The organism is Legionella bozemanae (assembly GCF_900450575.1).
Lineage (GTDB): Bacteria > Pseudomonadota > Gammaproteobacteria > Legionellales > Legionellaceae > Legionella > Legionella bozemanae.
This window is the reverse complement of the sequence record NZ_UGGY01000003.1, coordinates 81,295-100,521: the sequence shown is the minus strand read 5'-3', so window position 1 is coordinate 100,521 and position 19,227 is coordinate 81,295. Positions and strand designations below refer to the sequence as shown.

Here is a 19,227-nt window from a genome sequence, read left to right as displayed (position 1 = left end):
CACATCATAGTGGACGGGCGAATGCAAAGGATGGCTGTCATGGCAGAACAATGGCACGAAAAAGCACCTGCAGATATGGTGTTGTTGTTTCAAACCGACTTATCTTTAGGACTATCTGAAAAAGTAGCAGAACAGCGGCTAAAAGAAGTAGGACCTAACCTGCTGAGTCAACAGAAAAAAACATCCCCTTTCGTCATTTTTTTGCAGCAATTTGCAAGTGTGGTGATTTGGGTACTTTTAGGTGCTGTTGTTGTGTCTTTTTTGTTGGATGAAAAAGCCGATGCCATTGCCATTTTGGCCATTGTCATTTTAAATGCCATCATCGGATTTTTTTTGGAATATCGCGCTGATAGGGCAATGCTTGCGCTTCAGCAAATGGCTGCTCCCAAAGCAACAGTGCTTCGCGATGGCCATGCGAAGGTGATAGCCGCTTCTGATATCGTACCAGGTGATATTCTTCTTTTTGAAAGTGGCGATTTAATTGCTGCCGATGCTCGTCTTTTTGAATTATCAGCGCTTAAGGTTAATGAGGCGCCACTCACGGGTGAGTCGATACCCGTTGCTAAAAATCTGGATGTTTGCACTGCCGAGACGCCTCTAGCTGACCGTAAAAACATGGTGTTTATGGGGACTTCTATAGCCGATGGCACCGGTCGCGCGCTTGTTGTGGCGACTGGCATGCAAACGGAAATGGGGCACATTGCCAAAATGCTGGGTGAAGCGTCTCGTGATGAAACACCTTTACAGAAAAAACTCAATCAAGTGGGGTCTCGTCTATTGTGGCTTTGCTTTTTCATTATCATTGCCATTTTTGGCTTAGGTCTTTTACGTAATATCTCTCTATTCAGCTTATTCATGAGTTCAGTCAGTCTTGCGGTGGCTGCAATTCCTGAAGGCTTGCCTGCTGTTGTCACGGTGGCTTTAGCGCTTGGGGTGCAGCGTATGGTACGGCGTGCCGTACTGGTAAGACGATTATCGGCGGTTGAAACACTCGGCTGTTTACAAGTCATTTGCACCGATAAGACAGGAACGTTAACCGTAGGTGAAATGACCGCACGTCAGCTTGTGACAGCAAGTGATGTTTATAGCATTCATGGGGAAGGCTATAACCTCTCGGGAGGATTTACTCTTCAAGGTCAAGAAATTAATGTGTCAGAAGACCCGCTGTTGCAAGCTACTTTGCAAGCGATGGTGGCTTGCAATAACGCGAGTTTTGAGAGCCAAGATGGACAAATGGCAACCGTGGGAGACCCAACTGAAGTGGCGCTTTTGGTTGCTGCTGCCAAAGGAGGCATTTGGCAAGGGGAACTGCAAACTTCTTATCCCCGTATCAAAGAGTTACCCTTTAGTTCCGAACGCAAACGCATGACGGTTGTGTGTCGACAAGACCATGAACACATCGCTTTTGTAAAGGGAGCACCCGAACTCATTTTGGAGCGCTGTACCCATATTTTGACCAAAACAGGCATTAAAAAATTAACACCGAATGATAAAGCGCGCATGAAACAATCCTGCGAACTCATGGCCAGCGAAGCATTGCGACTGTTAGCTTTTGCGAAGCGCCAATTAGAGCCTACAGCTTTAGAAAAAGAAGACGACGAGATTGAACATAACCTGGTGTTTTTAGGTCTTATTGGTCTTCAGGACCCACCTCATGCAAGTAGCAAGGAATCCATCAGTCGCTGTAAAAAAGCCGGCATCAAACCGGTGATGATTACAGGAGACCATCCTGACACGGCAAGAGCCATTGCCAAAGAGCTTGGCATTTTGGAAGCAGGGGATCGATTACTCACCGGCAATGAACTTGAAAATATGCCAGAGGAGGAATTTAACCATTGCGTCAAAGACATTGCTGTTTATGCTCGGGTGACGGCGGAGCATAAATTAAAAATTGTACGGGCCTGGAAAAAACAACAAATGGTGGTGGCGATGACAGGCGATGGGGTGAATGATGCCCCTGCTTTAAGAGAAGCCTCTGTAGGGATTGCGATGGGAAAAACAGGCACAGCAGTGACCAAAGAAGCCTCTGACATCATTGTCATGGACAATAACTTCACCTCAATTGTGGCAGGTATTGAAGAAGGTCGCACGATTTACGATAACATTGCCAAAACGCTTGCCTATTTGTTAGCAGGCAATAGTGGGGAGTTACTGGTTGTGTTTGTAGCACTTTTAATCGGCTGGCCTCTGCCGTTACTTCCTATCCAATTATTATGGATTAACTTAGTAACCGATGGTTTGCCGGCCATTGGCTTAGCTACCGATATGTCAGAGCCAGGGATTTTGAATCGTCCACCCAGAGCCACGCAAAAATCCATGATGGATAGGGCGTTTTTCAAACGAGTAACCTTTGTGGGTTGTTTAAAGGCTTTAGTAATCCTTAGTGTGTTCGCTTATGAATATTTAATCGATAAGGATTTAATTCAAGCCCAAGATGCGGCCTTTTCTGTTTTAGTAACCGCCGAGCTTTTATGGGCCTTTGGAGCGCGAAGCGACACCAAAAACATTTGGCAAGTGGGATTGTTTTCCAATTTAAGACTCTTTTTTATTGTAAGCATCAGTTTTTCCCTGCAGGTCTTGATTCACCATATTCCGGTATTGCGCGAATTATTTGGGATACAACCGGTCTCATTCACCCAATGCCTGGTTTGGATTCTATTAGGCATGGTGCCTTTGTTAGTGATAGAAGCTCAGAAGCGGCTAAGGAAGGCACCCAATGAAGCATTCTAGTGCTAAAAAAATGATTTGGACTATTCTCTTAGGTTTCTGTTGTTTTGCAGGGCCAGTATCTTATGCCAAGACACCGCCTGCTTTAGCGCAGCTAATCAAGGAGGCCACGCAAAACAATCCTCAAATTCGTGCGGCCCGCGACCGACTATTGGCCGCAATCCATGTGATTCCACAGGCAAAAGCACTACCCGATCCGAAGCTTAATGCAGGGTACATCAACATGTCTGAGAATATCCCTATGGATGTGGATCCAAGACGCGAGCAAATGTTGGGTGGCCAACAAGAAATTCCTTTTCCTGGCAAACTCATTGTGCGAGGAAGGATAGCAACGCTCGAGGCCAAAAGAGCGGAAGCAGAATACCAAGCCACTAGTTTCGCCGTCATTGCTGAATTAAAACGGCTCTATTACGATCTTTATTTTGTCAATAAATCCATCGAGATCGTACAAAGAAACCAAGAACTTCTTCATGAGATGGAAAAGAGTGCTGAAGCGACTTACAGTGTAGGGAAAACACCCCAACAAGATATTTATCGTGCCCAAACGGAGATTTCTCGTCTTTTGATGCGCCTGGTGATATTGAAGCAACAACGAGAATCGCTACAAGCCGATATCAACCGTCTTTTAAATCGTTCGTTAGAAATTAAAATCGATACACCAGGAACACTCCCCGTAACGCCCATGGGGCATAATTTAGAGTATTTTTATACCCTTGTTAAGAGCCGTTCACCGCAATTAATCATGCAACAGCGCGCTGTTCAAAAAGGACGGCAAGCCATCCGCTTAAGTAAAATGGAGTATTTCCCGGATGTGGAAATCGAAGGGGGACGACTTCATGATACGGCGATGCACACCAAAGGCTATCAAGTGTTGTTAAAAGCCACTGTGCCTCTTTATTTCATGCAAAAACAAAATAACGCCGTGCGCGAATCACTTGCGCGGTATAATGCGGATATTGAGGATTTGCAGACCACCTATCGTATGCTTTCCTTTCAAGTGAAAAATGCCTATTTGTTGGCAGAGCGCTCGGCAAAACTCATTCATCTGATTCAACATACCATCATTCCACAAGCCACTTTAACATTTACTTCATCACAAGCCACCTATGGTGTTGGCAAAGTGGATTTCTTAACGATGCTGAATAATTTATTGACGCTGCAAGAAAATGAATTGGAATGGCACGGTGAACTCGCTGAACATGAAAAAGCGATTGCACAAATCGAAGAAAGTACAGGGACGTTCTTATGAATCTTAAGCTAATAATCAAGAGTGTGGTTATTTTGAGTTTACTTTCGTTGTTGCAGGTAACTCAGGCGCAACAGGCCATGGATAATCATGGCAAGATGGACATGAAACAGTCCACTCAAGAAAATGAGATTGTGATTGATCCGGCTCGTTTACAAGCCATTGGCATTACGTCAGAGCCGGTGCGTCGTCAAGTGGTTGAAAAAATAATCCGTACCGTGGGGCGTATTGAAGCCGATGAGCGGCGTGTTGCCCATATTCATGTGCGCTTTGATGGGTGGATTGAAAACTTATTCATTAATTTTACCGGAGAAAAAGTCAAAGCAGGACAAGCTCTGTTTACTGTTTATAGTCCGGAACTTGTAGCCACTCAGCAAGAATATTTGCTCGCCCTTAATGCCCAAAAAATATTAAGCAAAAATACGACATCGAGTGCAGCTCGTGGTGCGCAGTCTGCTTTTCAAGCAGCCCATCAAAGGTTGTTGCTGTGGGGGATTTCCGAAAAAGACATTGAGCAATTAAGACGTACGGGCAAAATCACTCGGACGATGACGATTCATTCCCCCATCCAAGGTACGGTTCTTAAAAAAATGGCGCTGGTGGGCATGCGCATTGAGCCAGGAGATGAACTCTATACCATTGCTGATTTATCACGCTTGTGGGTTTTAGGGGACATTTACGAATACGAGCTTCCTTATATTCGTCTTGGTCAAATGGCTGATTTGACTCTTACCTACTTGCCCAATGAATTATTTAAAGCCAAGCTTGATTTTATCTATCCTACGATTGACATGAAAACACGTACAGCCAAGGTTCGCTTTGAAGTGGACAATCAAAAGGAGCAATTAAAACCTGGCATGTATGTTAACCTGGAACTCAAAGTACCGTTGGGTGAACGTCTTGTGGTCCCTAAAAATGCTGTTCTACTCACAGGTGAGCGCGCAGTGGTGTTTATTTACCATGGCAATGGCAAAATTGAATGGCGAGACGTGACCTTAGGAGTTAGGGCAGGGGATTTGCTTGAGATAATCAAAGGGGTTAAAGAGGGCGATCAAATTATTACATCGGCCAATTTCCTCATTGATTCGGAAAGTCAATTAAAAGCGGCCATGGGAGGCATGCAACATAAATAGACTTTCTATCCCGCTATAATGGGAAAGAAGCTCTAATAAAGAGGCGTAATTTGGCCTTAGAATAAAGGGATTTTATGGTCGAACGGATTATTGAATTTTGTGCACGCAATCGTTTTATTGTGTTGCTTTTTGTGCTTGGGTTTTCTTTCATGGGTTACATTGCCTTGAAAAATACCCGTATGGACGCATTGCCTGACATTTCAGATACTCAGGTCATTGTGTATACGACCTGGATGGGGCGCTCGCCCGATCTGATGGAAGATCAAGTCACTTATCCCATTGTAACAGCCCTCTTATCCGCACCAAAGGTTGTTGCTGTGCGAGGATTTTCTGATTTTGGTTTTTCTTATGTGTACATCATTTTTGAGGACGGAACTGACATTTATTGGGCGCGTTCTCGTGTCTTGGAGTACATGAGCCAACTGGCCGGAAAATTACCCGAAGGGGTCACCCCACAATTAGGACCTGATGCGACACCGGTGGGTTGGATTTATCAATACGCTTTGGTGGATGAAAACGGCAAACACAATCTGGCTGAGTTACGTACGTTTCAAGATTGGTATTTGCGCTATTGGTTAAGAGCGGTTCCTGGGGTGTCTGAAGTAGCCAGTGTGGGAGGTTTTGTCAAGCAATACCAAGTCAATTTGGATCCAGTCAAAGTCCTTGCCTACAACCTATCGGTTCCTGAGATTGTTGAAAAAATTCGCATGAGTAATAACGACACCGGTGGTCGAGTCATTGAGTTTTCGGGCGTGGAGTACATGATTCGTGGTCGCGGATACATAAAGTCTACTGAGGATATTGAAAAAATTGCCGTGGGCACCAATGCCAATGGCACACCGATTTTATTACGTGATGTAGCGACTGTTCAGCTTGGCTCGGACATGCGCCGCGGGGTGGTCGATTTAAATGGCCAAGGCGAAGCCGTGGGTGGCATTGTCATCATGCGCTTTGGTGAAGACGTGCTGCAAGTGATTGGTCGCATCAAGGATAAATTGAAAGAATTAGCTTCGGCAATCCCGGAAGGGATAAAAATGGTTCCTGTGTATGACCGAAGTCATTTAATCCGGGAAGCGATTTCCACGGCCAATTGGAACTTGATTGAAGAACTGGTGGTGGTTGGGTTACTCATTATTGTGTTTTTAGGGCATTTTCGCTCGGCATTGATTCCTATTATTACTTTGCCGCTGGCGATTTTGATTTCGTTTATCCCCATTTATTTCTTACATGTCGGACTGAATATCATGTCCATCGGAGGCATTATTGTCGCCATTGGCGATATGGTCGATGCGGCCATCATCATGGTCGATAATGCCCATAAACGCTTAGCGGATTGGGAAGCAAAAGGAAGCCCAGGTGATCGCACCCAGGTGTTAATCGATTCGGCGAAAGAGGTGGGGCCTGCCATTTTTTCATCCCTTTTGGTCATTGCCATCTCCTTCATGCCCGTTTTTACCTTGGAAGCTCAAGAAGGGCGGCTGTTTTCGCCCTTGGCTTATACTAAGAATTTGGCCATTTTCATGAGTGCTTTACTTGCCATCACCTTAATTCCTGTCCTATTGCCTCTTTTGGTGCGTGGTCGAATTATCCCTGAACAAAAACATCCGATTACTCGCTTGATGCAAACCATGTACGCGCCCGTGTTGAAGCTTGCTTTGAGGTATCGCAAGTTCGTAATGGGAATTGCCATTGTATTGGCTATGGCCACCATTCCTCTTTATAAACTCATTGGCTCTGAATTCATGCCCCCTCTTTATGAAGGGACGATTTTGTATATGCCGGTTACTTTACCGGGTATTTCGGTGACGCAAGCGACGGCTTTGCTTCAAGAAATGGATAAGAAATTAAAAGCATTTCCAGAGGTGGCACACGTTTTTGGCAAGACGGGAAGAGCCGAAACGTCTACCGACCCTTCTCCATTTAATATGATGGAGGTGATTGTGGAGTTAAAGCCTAAAGAATTTTGGCGCAAAGGAGTGACTTATGAAAGCCTGGTGAAAGAGATGGATGAAGCGTTGCAATTCCCAGGTGTGAGTAATGCTTGGACCATGCCCATTAAAGCGCGTAATGACATGCTCACCACAGGAATTCGGACTGCTGTAGGAATAAAAATTTTTGGCCCCGACATTAAAAAAATTGAAGCCATTGGCAAAGAAATTGAAATGGTGGCCAAAGAAGTAAAGGGCACCAGTACGGTTTATGCCGAGCGGGTGGCTGGAGGCTACTTCCTTGATTTTCAAATTAATCGGGACCAGTTGGCTCGCTATGGTTTAACCATTATGGACGTTAATCGCATCATTGAATCGGCCGTGGGTGGTGAAAACATTGCCACCACGATCGAGGGGCGTGAGCGCTACCCAGTGAATGTGCGTTATTTGCGAGAATTGCGCGATGACCCCGACAAGCTCAATCGTATTTTAGTCAAAACACCCAGTGGTGCGGAGGTACCCATCGCGCAATTGGTGACGCTAACTTTTCGTTCAGGACCTGCCATGGTTCGCGATGAGAATGGCATGTTGGCGGGTTATGTCTTCATTGACATCAGCGGCCGAGACATTGGCGGCTATGTGGAGGAGCTAAAGCAAGCAGTCAAAGTCAAAGTGAAATTGCCTCCAGGTTATACATTGGCCTGGTCGGGACAATATGAGTTCATGCAACGGGTTTATGAGCGACTTAAAATTTTTGTGCCACTGACCTTAGCTATTATTTTTGTTTTATTTTACTTTACCTTCCGCACCATTACCGAGACTTTGATGGTGATGTTGGGCGTTCCCTTCGCTTTATTTGGCGGCTTTTTGCTGCTTTATGTATTAGGGTACAACATGAGTATTGCCGTTTGGGTCGGGATGATTGCGCTTGCAGGAGTTGCTGCTGAAACCAGTGCCGTGATGCTTGCTTACCTTGATTCCGATTACAATGAACAAAAGGAAAAAGGGTTGCTCAAAACATTGCCCGATTTAATTCAGCTGGTGCAACAATGTGCGGTCTCCCGCATTCGTCCCATGGCCATGGCGGGTCTTGCTAACATCATTGGCCTATTACCGGTCATGTGGGCTACAGGCATTGGGGCTGATGTGATGAAGCGTCTTGCCGCTCCTATGGTCGGTGGGGTTTTTTCAGCGCTACTGCTGACCTTAATTGTGATTCCTGTGGTTTATGTGATGTGGCGGGGCCAAATGGATTTGAAAAAAACAGCAGACTTAACGGAGGCAAGATGAAATTAACTTTTTTAGGAGCAACTGAGACGGTTACTGGTTCTAAATATCTTTTGACCGTCGGTTCTAAAAAAATCCTGATTGATTGCGGTCTTTTTCAAGGCTATAAAGAATTACGATTACGCAACTGGGCTCCTTTACCTATTGACCCCCATGATATCGATGCGGTGATTATCACTCATGCGCATATTGACCATACGGGTTATCTTCCCTTGCTCGTCAAAAATGGATTCCAAGGCAAAATTTATGCAACACCGGGTACCAAAGCACTGTGTTCCATTTTGTTACCCGACAGTGGTCATCTGCAGGAAGAAGAAGCCCGCTTGGCCAATAAGTATGGATTCTCCAAACACCAACCTGCTCTTCCTCTTTATACTGAAAAAGAAGCTCATACTGCATTGCAGTATTTTGAAACCATTGATTTTGATACCCCGCATCAATTATTCCATGATTTCAGTTTTGTGTATCATCGTGCTGGTCACATTGTGGGTGCGGCCATGGTCAAAATAAAAACCCAAAAAGGTTCCATTGTATTTACTGGAGACATTGGCCGTCCTTATGATCCCGTTATGAAAGCCCCTGCCTTCATTCAAGAAACGGATTATCTGGTGATGGAGTCCACCTATGGTGACCGATTGCATGATGCCACAGATCCTTTGCCTCAAATGGCTCAGGTGATTAATCAAACCGTTAAACGAGGGGGCTCAGTCGTTATTCCTGCGTTTGCAGTAGGGCGTGCGCAAAGTCTTCTTTATTTTATTTATGAACTGAAACGACAAGGGCAAATTACCAAAGACCTTCCTGTCTTTTTAGACAGCCCCATGGCCATTGATGCCACTCATTTACTCTGCACTTATAAAGAAGACCACCATTTAACTGCAGAACAATGTCGTGGACTATGCCATGTTGCCACCTATGTGAACACACCTGAGGAGTCCAAGGAGATTGACCGTCATCACATGCCGCAAATCATCATAGCGGCCAGCGGCATGGCGCAAGGCGGCCGCATTCTGCATCATTTAAAAGCCTTTGCGCCTAATCCTAAAAATACCCTACTTTTTACTGGCTTTCAGGCGGGTGGCACTCGTGGTGCTCGAATTGTGAATGGGGAGAAGCAAGTCAAAATTCACGGGAGTTTTATTCCGATACAAGCTAAGGTCGTAGTCATGAGCAGTACATCGGCTCATGCCGACTACCCGGAATTGTTAGAATGGCTAACTCATTTGACTAATCCGCCTAAAAAGGTTTTTATCACCCATGGGGAGCCTCACAGCGCCCAATCGCTAAAACAGAAGATTGAGAAGCAATTAGGTTTTTCTTGCACCATTCCTTCTTATCTGCAAACGGAGGAATTGTGGTGAGTAAGCAAACCTCTCATGGGCTTCGGTTAAAACATTTAGGGATTAAAACCTATCACGAAGCTATTATTTACATGCGCGAGGATTGTCATGTTTGTCATTCGGAAGGATTCGAAGTACAGACCCGTATCCAAGTGACTTTAGGTCAGCGCTCTATTATAGCCACTCTTAATGTGGTGACCTCAGAGCTACTTCAGCCTGGTGAGGCTGGTTTGTCGGATTACGCCTGGGAGTCTTTACATGCCAAAGAAGGCGATGAAATTCAGGTCTCCCATCCAAAACCCTTGGAATCCTTAAGCTATGTGCATACCAAGATTTATGGCAAAGAACTGTCTTATGAACAAATGAAGGTCATCATTGATGATGTGTTAAGCGGTCGTCTTTCTGATGTACAAATCTCCGCTTTTTTAGCGGCAAGTAGTGCAGGACGTCTAACCCGTACGGAAATCATGAAACTCACCAAAGCCATGATAGACAGTGGTGATCGCTTATCCTGGTCTTCACCTCTGGTCGTCGATAAACATTGCGTGGGAGGATTGCCGGGAAATCGCACAACTCTGATTGTAGTTCCCATTGTGGCCGCTTTTGGATTGATGATTCCAAAAACATCATCACGTGCCATTACATCACCCGCGGGGACTGCGGATACCATGGAGACTTTAGCTCCAGTCCACTTAAGTCCCCAAAAGATGCGCCAAGTGGTTGAACAAGAAAACGGCTGTATCGTATGGGGTGGGGCTGTGAGTTTAAGTCCTGCTGATGACGTGCTCATCCGTGTGGAACGAGCCATTGATTTAGATAGTGAAGGGCAATTAGTGGCTTCCATTCTTTCTAAAAAAATTGCAACAGGTGCTACGCATGCAGTCATTGATATCCCCGTAGGACCTACTGCCAAAGTCAGGAATCAGTCTATGGCGCTCCTTCTGAAACAATCGCTTGAGGAGGTAGGTAACGAGTTAGGATTGGTTGTCCATACGATATTGACCGATGGGTCGCAGCCGGTAGGACATGGCATTGGCCCGTCGTTAGAAGCTCGCGATGTAATGTCAGTATTACAAGGGTTGCCTGATGCCCCCAATGATTTGCGTGAACGAGCGTTGACGCTTGCAGGTGCTGCATTAGAGTGTTCTTCGAAAGTTCAACCGGGTTTAGGGAAATCCATTGCGAAACAAATATTGGAGAGTGGGAAAGCGTTTAAAAAATTTCAGGCCATTTGTGAGGCCCAGGGTGGGATGAGGGAATTGACCAAGGCACGTTTTACTCATCCTGTTGTGGCTGCAAAGGAAGGAAAAGTCTCCCTCATTGACAATCGAAAGCTTGCAAAAATAGCTAAGCTTGCTGGTGCGCCAAAATCGAAATCGGCGGGTATTGACCTCCATGCCCATGTCGGCGAATCCGTTGAACAAGGCGAACCTTTGTTTACAATTCATTCGGAGTCCTCAGGGGAGCTCAATTACGCTTGTGATTTACTTCGCGATAAACAAGACATCATTATTTTAGGAGAAAATTCTTGAAGCCTCTGTTATGTTCATTATTTGATTCTTCAGAAATTGCCGGACAATTACAAAGGACACTTCAAGTGGAGGTGGGTAGGGTCACTTTTCATCGTTTCCCTGATAGAGAGTGGTACTTAAAAATTGATTCAGAGGTTAAAAATCGCAGCCTTATTGTAGTGGACAGTTTAAACCAGCCGGATGAAAAAATACTGCCTTTGTTGTTTTTTGCCAAAACAGCTAAAGAATTGGGTGCTCAAAAAATCGGCTTAATTGCCCCTTATCTTTCCTACTTACGGCAAGATAAACGTTTTCATGAAGGCGAAGGAATTACATCACGCTATTTTGCAGACATTTTATCCACTTCATTCGATTGGCTCATGACGATTGATCCGCACTTGCATCGCTATCACTCTTTAGATGAAATTTACTCGATTCCTACCTTTGTTTTACATGCCACAACCTATATTGCCGCATGGATTAAACAGCATGTTCCGAAGCCCATGATTATTGGCCCTGATGTGGAAAGCGAACAGTGGGTGGCAGACATTGCAGAAAAAGGTTCTTTTCCTTATGTCATTTTGGAAAAAGTTCGTCATGGTGATAAAGAGGTGGCTATTTCAGTACCCAATCTACTTAAGCTTGAATCGTCAACCCCCATATTGGTGGATGACATTATCTCTACCGCGAGAACCATGGTAGAGACGGTGAAGCATTTACACCAAGCAGGAGTTAAGTCCGTTGTTTGTATTGGGGTGCATGCATTGTTTGCACAAGACTCTTATTCCCTATTATCAGGAATAGAAGGGGTGCAAATCATTACGTGTAACACCATTCGTCATGTCACCAATGCGATTGATGTCAGTGATTTGATTGCGAAGGATTTAGCACAATATAAGTTGGCAAAGACTTATAAAAAATAAGTTGGAAAAGTCTTAATAGAGAAGGAGTATTTCATGTCATTTTTTAAAGTAATCAGGATCATTATGGTGTTCATTGGGCTGGTTTTTGCGACTTCCTTTTTGAGCTCTTGTGATGGAGCGGTGAAACAGAGTTCACAAGAGTCTGATGGCTATGGAGGTCATAGCGCGGGTGGGTATGGTGGTCATGGCGGCGCTGGGCATTAAGTATATTCGCTGTTTTGGTAAGTCAGAGGTGAATGGTATCTTTTTATAATACTGGTATTACCAACAACAAAGATTACGCCCTTTAGTATTTTTCATTTTTTTTGTAACAATTATCCTTATGAGATCTGACTTATTCATTTTAGCTCCTTTTAAATGACATGAGATGGAATGATTTTTAACATTCCGACATTACAATATTATGCTAGCTAATTGAAGTCAAGTACTGTGCTTTTTGTATAGTTAACGAGTCGAATGGTGCGATAAATGGTGTTAACAACCTTGATTTAGGGTTAATAGAAATACTAGGACAGGTTGATTTTTGTTGCGTAGCCTGCTTTGAAGTAATAGTGAGGTAGGGGAGAATCTCAGGTTATCTATCTTATCACTCTAGCTGGTACTGTGATGGAGCCGGTGTATAAGTCTGATACTTGTCTGGATAGAAATGTTCTAAAAATCATCATAAACTTCTTTTCGATGTTTTATTGCAATAATAACGACGGTATTTGTTTCTGCTTCGATGCGGTAAACAATCCTATAATCACTAACTCGCAAACGTCTATGTCCTTTAAGGCTATATCGCAGTGGCTTACCGAAACCGATAGGATCAGCCATCAAACGCTCTTCGATGGCTTTTTTTATGAGCTTTTTGGCTGAAGTTGACAAACTAGGCATGTCGTTTTTAACAACATCTTCTATATATTCAATTTGATACAGTTTACTTCCAGGCGTCATCATGCTTCACTCTTTTTACTGTAGCATGATCACGAAATTCAGCAATGGCAGACAATACTTTATCTTCACGTCTTTCCAATGCCTCCATGATAAGTTCTTTAGCCAAGCCTGAAATCGATTTATGTTCTAGTTCTGCAAGGTAGGCAAGTAACCCTGCTGTTGATTCCTCAAAAGTAATATTTATTCTTGGATTTTTAGTAGGCATGATATTGCTCCTAAATTGGTGCCTAATATAAGTGTAACACTTTTGTATCACCTGTCAAATAGTAATACTAATAGAAACATTTGATTGGGTTACATATCATTCTATATAACTCGGGATAAATTTTTTAATCGAGAATCTACCACTATTTATTATGGAAATTGCCATCAAACTTCCTTCAACGTTAAGTTTTTTCTTTTATTACCTAACTCAAATTTTTTATTAGTATTTTTTTCGTTGCCACAAAAGATAAATCACCGGAATGACAATCAGAGTGAGGATGGTGGCACTTATCATCCCGCCAACCATCGGTGCAGCAATACGTCGCATCACTTCAGAGCCCGTGCCGCTTAATAGCATAATCGGCAATAAACCTCCAATAATGGCAGTCACTGTCATGATTTTGGGCCGTAGGCGCAGGAGTGCCCCTTCGATGACAGCGTCGTACACATTATGGCGTGTGAGTGTGCGCTGTTCTTGCTCCGCTTTTTGCCGTTGTTTTTCCATGGCCTGATTAAGAAACACGAGCATGATGACCCCTGTTTCAGCAGCAACTCCCGCCAAAGCAATAAAGCCAACGCCCACGGCAACTGATAGGTGATAACCCAATAAATACAATAGCCAAATGCCACCAACGAGTGCCAAAGGCAAGGTGGCTAAAATGATGATGACCTCAGCAAAGCGACGAAAATTGAGATACAGCAGGAAGGCAATAATGGCTATTGTAAAAGGAACAACCAGAGACAAGCGTTCTTTGGCACGCTCTAGATATTCATATTGCCCGGACCATGCCAACGAATAACCAGCGGGTAATTTTACCTGTTGCCTAATAATATTCTGAGCTTCTTTCACATAAGAACCTAAATCGCGTCCTGCAATATCCACATAAACCCAGCCATTGAGTCTGGCGTTCTCACTGCGAATCATATCAGGTCCTTCGGTAATCGTAACATTAGCCACTTCACTTAAAGGAATGGTGGCTCCTGTTGGAGTGACAATGGGCAGTGAGCGTAAGTTTTCTAATGAATCGCGAATCTCCCTCGGGTAACGCAAGTTAACCGGATAACGTTCCCTTCCTTCAATCGTTTGTGTCACATTCATTCCACCCACGGCTGTTTCAATAATTTGCTGAATGTCTTCAATATTTAACCCATAACGCGCGGCTTTCACGCGGTTGATATCTACTGTCACATAACGGCTGCTGGCTACTCGTTCAGCAAAAACAGACGTTGTGCCCGGTACTTTCTTCAACACGGTTTCAATTTGTTGACCAATAGATTGAATGGTTTTTAAATCAGGTCCTGCAACTTTAATCCCTACAGGCGTTTTAATCCCAGTGGCTAACATGTCAATGCGGGTTTTAATGGGCATCACCCACGCGTTGGAAAGCCCTGGCAATTTGAGACGTGACTCCAGTTCATCACGCAATTTATTCATAGTCATGCCAGGACGCCATTCATTTTTAGGTTTGAACTGGATGGTGGTCTCTATCATCGATAAGGGAGCTGGGTCCGTTGCTGTTTCAGCACGCCCAATCTTACCAAATACCGTTTTAATCTCAGGGATACTTGCAATCAATTTATCCGTTTGTTGTAAAAGTTGCTGTGCTTTGCCTGCCGAAATGCCTGGAAAAGTGGTTGGCATGTAGAGTAAGTCCCCCTCATCCAGTTCTGGCATAAATTCACCACCAAGATAAGAGACAGGCCAAAATCCAATAAGCATGATGAAGGCTGCGATTGTCAGTGTTGTTTTGGGTGTTTTCAAACTCGCTTGTAGAATCGGTCGGTAAACAGCCATTAAGGCACGATTGATTGGATTTTCTTGCTCCGCCTTTATTTTGCCACGGATAAGATAACCCATTAATACAGGTACTAAGGTAATTGAAAGTGCTGCAGCAGCTGCCATCGCATAGGTTTTGGTATATGCAAGCGGTGCAAACAACCGTCCTTCTTGAGCTTGTAAGGTAAAGACAGGTAAGAAGCTCACCGTAATGATAAGTAAAGAGAAAAATAAAGGTGGCCCCACTTCAAGAGCTGCTTGTTGCATCATTGGCCAGCGATTTTCTGAAGTAATGGCATTATGCTCTAGGTGCTTGTGGGCATTTTCAATCATGACAATGGCCGCATCTACCATGGCACCAATGGCAATAGCAATACCCCCTAAGGACATAATATTGGCATTAATCCCTTGCACATGCATGACTATCAATGCGAGTAAAATAGCAATAGGTAAGCTAATCACAATGATTAATGAAGAGCGAAAATGGAATAAAAAAACCACACAAATTAGGGAAACAACAATAAATTCTTCAATTAATTTATCCCTTAAAGTATTAATCGCTCGTTGGATTAAACTTGAGCGATCATAGGTAGTAATGATTTCCACGCCTTTAGGAAGACTTGCTTGCAATTGATTGAGTTTTGCTCTGACACCGGCAATGGTTTGCATGGCATTTTGGCCTGAGCGCATGACAATAATGCCACCCACTACTTCCCCTTCGCCATTTAATTCGGTCATACCGCGTCGTATTTGTGGACCTAGTTGTATATGAGCGATTTCTTTTAGCAAAATGGGTATGCCATTTTTACCTAAACCCACTGGAATTTGCTCAATGTCCCGAATGGATTGCAAATAGCCTTTGGCTCTTATCATGTATTCTGCTTCGCCCATTTCAATGGTGGCGCCTCCTGCTTCACGATTACCTCTCTGCACCGCTTGCTTGACCTGGTCGAGAGTCAAACCGTAGGCGCGTAATCGGTTGGGATCTAAAGTAATTTGATATTGTTTCACCATGCCACCTGCAGTGGCTACTTCAGCAACACCAGGTACTTTTTGTAATTCAAATTTGAGAACCCAGTTTTGTAAACTGGTGAGTTGAGCTAAATCATGTTGGCCTGTGCGATCAACAAGCGCGTATTCATAGACCCATCCAACACCTGTTGCATCAGGTCCTAAAGCTACTTGTGCTCCAGGTGGTAATTGATTGGCAATTTGGCTTAAATATTCCAGAACCCGTGAACGTGCCCAATACAGATCAACGCCATCTTTAAAAATGATATACACATAAGACACCCCAAAACCTGATTCACCTCTTACTGTAACAGCTCCGGGTACTGCTAACATGGCGGTGGTTAAGGGATAAGTCACCTGATCTTCAACCACTTGTGGTGCTTGTCCGGGAAATTCTGTTTTAATAATCACTTGGACATCCGATAAATCGGGAATGGCATCAACAACGGTGTTATTGATGGTGTAGAGGCCTCCTACTATCATCATTACAGTGACGAGTATCACTAGAAATCGGTTGTTAATTGACCAACGAATGATGCTTGCAATCATGGTTTTTGTCCTTTGGGGTTCGTTGATTGTATCCTTTTTTCATTTTCTTCAGGTGTTTCCAAGCGCTCCAAACCCGCTTTTAAATTCGACTCGGAATCAAGCAGAAATTGTCCGGAAACAACGACGTTTTCTCCTACCTTAAGGCCCGAAAGAATTTCGACTCGATCACCCGATTCCATACCTGCTTTGACTTGGCGGACTTGAAAACGTCCCTTACCTAAGGCCACGATCACTCGATCACCTTGTGGACTTCGAATCAAAGCCTCAAGAGGAATACTCAGCACATTGGATTTCGGATTGACCAGGATAGAAATGCTGGCATACATATTAGGTTTTAATTGATTATCGGGATTATCAAAACGAAATCTTACTTTGACGGTGCGAGTCATGGGCTCTAATCGAGGGTAAATATATTCTACCCTACCTTTCCATTGTTTTTGTGGGAACGCTGAGATTCGTGCTTCGGCTTGGTCACCTATCTTGACCCAATTGGCTTGTTCTTCAAAAATTTGGGCAATCATCCAAACGTTGGCAAGATCAACTAAACTCATTATTTCCACATCCGGCGTAACTCGCATACCTTCTCGAATATTAAGAGCGGCAACAATGCCATCTTGTGGAGCATAAACAGCTACTAATTGATTCGATTGATGACCTTTTTTGATGTCTTGAATTTGTTGTTCGGAAATGTGTAATGCTTGTAGTCGTTTATAAGACGCTGTAATTAAGGATTGATTATTACCTTCCAAGGCAATTAGATATTCTTCTTGGGCAGTTACTAATTGGGGTGAGTAATATTGCAACAGCAATTGGCCTTTTTTAACAGAATCACCTACTGCCTTGACCACCAGATTTTTCACCCAGCCATCAGCATAAGTATGAATATGACTGATTTGATTTTCATTAGGCTCTACAAACCCCACTGTGTCTATATGTCTTGCTAATGTTGTTTGTATCACTGGAACTGTTCGTACACCAAGATTATTGACTACAGAGGGTGAGATTTGAACTGTTGTTTTTTCACCTTTTTCTTGGTTGTCGTCTGGATAGACCGGAACAAGTTCCATGCCCATGCGCGATTTTCCGGGTCCTGGGTAATGAATCATTGGCTCCATGGGATCAATCCAATAGAGTGGTTTTTTGTTGGTTGCCTCTTGTGAAGCTTTTCCAGTAATGATGTTAGTTGTCCAACGTCCCAGGAACACTCCCAAAATAATGGAGATTACGATTATGAGTAGTAATTTCTTGTTCATAGAGCAACTCCTTCTAAATACAGTAGTGTTGCACGGGATTTCAGGCGCTCAACTTGTATCTGTACTTGTTCCAGTTGAATGGTTAATTGACTGCTGTAGGCGCGTAGCACGGTGGTTAATTCAGTGGTTGCATTTTGATAAGCCAATAAAGCCGCTTTGGCATTTTGTTTTGCTTCAGGAAGCAATTGCTTTTCATAGATGGTTTCACGTTCTGAAAGACGCTGCCACGTCGCATATTGCGCACTGAGTACCTGAAGCAAATCTCGATAATGTGTTTGTCTTTCAAAGTGGCTCGCATTGAGTCGATTGAAACTGGCGCTTAATCGCCTATCTTGGCGATTGGCGGTAAAAACAGGTAAATCCATGGTCACTTGAGCCGTTACCATATCCGACCGAGGCATCATCCCATCTGGCATTCTTCCCTGTCTAAAACCATAACTCACGCCCAATAACCAACCTGGTTTATATTGTTCTTTAGCGTAGGCAACCTCGTAACAGGATGCTTTCACATTGGCCGCATCGGCTTGTAACAAAGGATGTTTGGGTAATCGAGCTTGTAGCTGGTTCAATGGTGGTGGTCTAGGCCATCGGGGCATAGAAAGCACCAATGAGCGATTAACTTCCTTAACTCCAATCCATCGAGCGAGTTGCGCGCGTAATACAGCCAGTTGTTGTTGAATTTGAATTTCCTGATCATTGAGGCGGGATAATTCCAATTCCACTTGAATCACATCGGATTGATTAATTTTACCGTTACTGTATTGAGATTGCGTGACCTTCAGTAAATCCTTATATAACAACCGATTGGCGTGAAGAACCTGCAAGGCTTTCGTCCAATAATACAGATCTAACCAAGTTTCTCGTACGTTACGTAACAAGGTGATGACTTGATCAAAGGCTTTTTTAAGCTCTACTTTCGCTAACGCTTGTGTTTGTTGGGATTTCATCTTTAAAGAGCGACCCCGTGGAAATTGCTGTTGCAAACCGACCTCTACCATGGTCATCATGTCTTGGGTAAAACTGAAGGTATCGGTAGGGACATTAATCGTACCTGCCAGTAATTGTGGATCGGATAATTGGCCATCGGCGACGGCTTGCTGTTGTAACGCTTGGCTATTTGCTTCGAAACGTTTTAATTCAGGGGAGGTGTCAAGAGCTAAATGTTCTGCTTCTGTTAGTGTGAGTGGTTCTTTTTGGGTAGCAGCAAAGGTTACTCCTCCCCAGCATAGATAAATAATTGCAATAACCCCTTGAAGAAAATGCCTTGTTTTCATGCAATACCTTTGACCAAATAAACCAACTAAGTTTGTTTAACATACCTTTATAGTAATATAAATATTACTGGGAATAACACTGAGTGCGGAAAGAAATATCGAAATACATCAAGTGATTATCTAACACA

Annotated in this window: 13 protein-coding genes; 8 read left to right on the top strand and 5 right to left on the bottom strand. The window is 43.8% G+C overall.

The features are described 5' to 3' along the window. Positions 1–39 precede the first annotated feature (39 nt). The 8 genes from DY223_RS17785 (at position 40) to DY223_RS19300 (ending at position 12,299) form a co-directional block, all read left to right on the top strand. A complete protein-coding gene (locus DY223_RS17785; protein ID WP_058460933.1) occupies positions 40–2,730 on the top strand; it encodes a cation-translocating P-type ATPase in 2,691 nt (896 codons plus the stop codon). Next, a complete protein-coding gene (locus tag DY223_RS17780; protein ID WP_058460934.1) occupies positions 2,717–3,976 on the top strand; it encodes a TolC family protein in 1,260 nt (419 codons plus the stop codon). Before DY223_RS17785 ends, DY223_RS17780 begins: the two co-directional genes overlap by 14 nt. Beyond that, entirely contained in the window at positions 3,973–5,106 is a 1,134-nt protein-coding gene (locus DY223_RS17775) for an efflux RND transporter periplasmic adaptor subunit (RefSeq protein ID WP_058460935.1), read from the top strand. Before DY223_RS17780 ends, DY223_RS17775 begins: the two co-directional genes overlap by 4 nt. Before the next feature lie 74 nt (positions 5,107–5,180). After that, positions 5,181–8,324, top strand: coding sequence for an efflux RND transporter permease subunit (locus DY223_RS17770; RefSeq protein WP_058460936.1), 3,144 nt, complete (start codon positions 5,181–5,183; stop codon positions 8,322–8,324). Further along, positions 8,321–9,682 (top strand): MBL fold metallo-hydrolase RNA specificity domain-containing protein, encoded by a 1,362-nt coding sequence (locus tag DY223_RS17765; protein WP_014843650.1) that lies wholly within the window; start codon positions 8,321–8,323, stop codon positions 9,680–9,682. The genes DY223_RS17770 and DY223_RS17765 overlap by 4 nt, the downstream gene beginning before the upstream one ends. Continuing rightward, on the top strand, positions 9,679–11,193 hold the full coding sequence (locus tag DY223_RS17760) for a thymidine phosphorylase family protein (RefSeq protein ID WP_058460937.1): 1,515 nt from the start codon (positions 9,679–9,681) through the stop codon (positions 11,191–11,193). The genes DY223_RS17765 and DY223_RS17760 overlap by 4 nt, the downstream gene beginning before the upstream one ends. Beyond that, positions 11,190–12,095: a ribose-phosphate pyrophosphokinase gene (locus DY223_RS17755; RefSeq protein ID WP_058460938.1), complete on the top strand. Its 906-nt coding sequence runs from the start codon at positions 11,190–11,192 to the stop codon at positions 12,093–12,095. Before DY223_RS17760 ends, DY223_RS17755 begins: the two co-directional genes overlap by 4 nt. Before the next feature lie 33 nt (positions 12,096–12,128). Further along, a complete protein-coding gene (locus DY223_RS19300; RefSeq protein WP_165483281.1) occupies positions 12,129–12,299 on the top strand; it encodes a hypothetical protein in 171 nt (56 codons plus the stop codon). A gap of 447 nt (positions 12,300–12,746) precedes the next feature. On the opposite strand, the gene DY223_RS17750 is transcribed toward DY223_RS19300, so the two are convergent. The 5 genes from DY223_RS17750 to DY223_RS17730 form a co-directional block, all read right to left on the bottom strand. Beyond that, positions 12,747–13,034 carry a type II toxin-antitoxin system RelE family toxin gene (locus DY223_RS17750; RefSeq protein WP_011946126.1) on the bottom strand — a complete coding sequence of 96 codons (288 nt, stop codon included), beginning with the start codon at positions 13,032–13,034 and terminating at the stop codon, positions 12,747–12,749. Further along, on the bottom strand, positions 13,015–13,236 hold the full coding sequence (locus tag DY223_RS17745; protein ID WP_011946127.1) for a hypothetical protein: 222 nt from the start codon (positions 13,234–13,236) through the stop codon (positions 13,015–13,017). Before DY223_RS17745 ends, DY223_RS17750 begins: the two co-directional genes overlap by 20 nt. 219 nt (positions 13,237–13,455) lie before the next feature. Then, complete coding sequence (locus DY223_RS17740) at positions 13,456–16,572, bottom strand: efflux RND transporter permease subunit (RefSeq protein WP_058460939.1); 3,117 nt, start codon at positions 16,570–16,572, stop codon at positions 13,456–13,458. Then, on the bottom strand, positions 16,569–17,825 hold the full coding sequence (locus DY223_RS17735) for an efflux RND transporter periplasmic adaptor subunit (RefSeq protein ID WP_058460940.1): 1,257 nt from the start codon (positions 17,823–17,825) through the stop codon (positions 16,569–16,571). Before DY223_RS17735 ends, DY223_RS17740 begins: the two co-directional genes overlap by 4 nt. Further along, positions 17,822–19,099 carry a TolC family protein gene (locus DY223_RS17730; RefSeq protein WP_058460941.1) on the bottom strand — a complete coding sequence of 426 codons (1,278 nt, stop codon included), beginning with the start codon at positions 19,097–19,099 and terminating at the stop codon, positions 17,822–17,824. Before DY223_RS17730 ends, DY223_RS17735 begins: the two co-directional genes overlap by 4 nt. Positions 19,100–19,227: the final 128 nt, after the last annotated feature.

Coding starts and splice junctions, on each gene's coding strand:
- DY223_RS17740 (WP_058460939.1), bottom strand. CDS start 16,572: ATGATTGCAAGCATCATTCGTTGGTCAATTAACAACCGATTTCTAGTG.
- DY223_RS17775 (WP_058460935.1), top strand. CDS start 3,973: ATGAATCTTAAGCTAATAATCAAGAGTGTGGTTATTTTGAGTTTACTT.
- DY223_RS17785 (WP_058460933.1), top strand. CDS start 40: ATGGCAGAACAATGGCACGAAAAAGCACCTGCAGATATGGTGTTGTTG.
- DY223_RS17770 (WP_058460936.1), top strand. CDS start 5,181: ATGGTCGAACGGATTATTGAATTTTGTGCACGCAATCGTTTTATTGTG.
- DY223_RS17745 (WP_011946127.1), bottom strand. CDS start 13,236: ATGCCTACTAAAAATCCAAGAATAAATATTACTTTTGAGGAATCAACA.
- DY223_RS17750 (WP_011946126.1), bottom strand. CDS start 13,034: ATGATGACGCCTGGAAGTAAACTGTATCAAATTGAATATATAGAAGAT.
- DY223_RS17780 (WP_058460934.1), top strand. CDS start 2,717: ATGAAGCATTCTAGTGCTAAAAAAATGATTTGGACTATTCTCTTAGGT.
- DY223_RS17735 (WP_058460940.1), bottom strand. CDS start 17,825: ATGAACAAGAAATTACTACTCATAATCGTAATCTCCATTATTTTGGGA.
- DY223_RS17730 (WP_058460941.1), bottom strand. CDS start 19,099: ATGAAAACAAGGCATTTTCTTCAAGGGGTTATTGCAATTATTTATCTA.
- DY223_RS17765 (WP_014843650.1), top strand. CDS start 8,321: ATGAAATTAACTTTTTTAGGAGCAACTGAGACGGTTACTGGTTCTAAA.
- DY223_RS19300 (WP_165483281.1), top strand. CDS start 12,129: ATGTCATTTTTTAAAGTAATCAGGATCATTATGGTGTTCATTGGGCTG.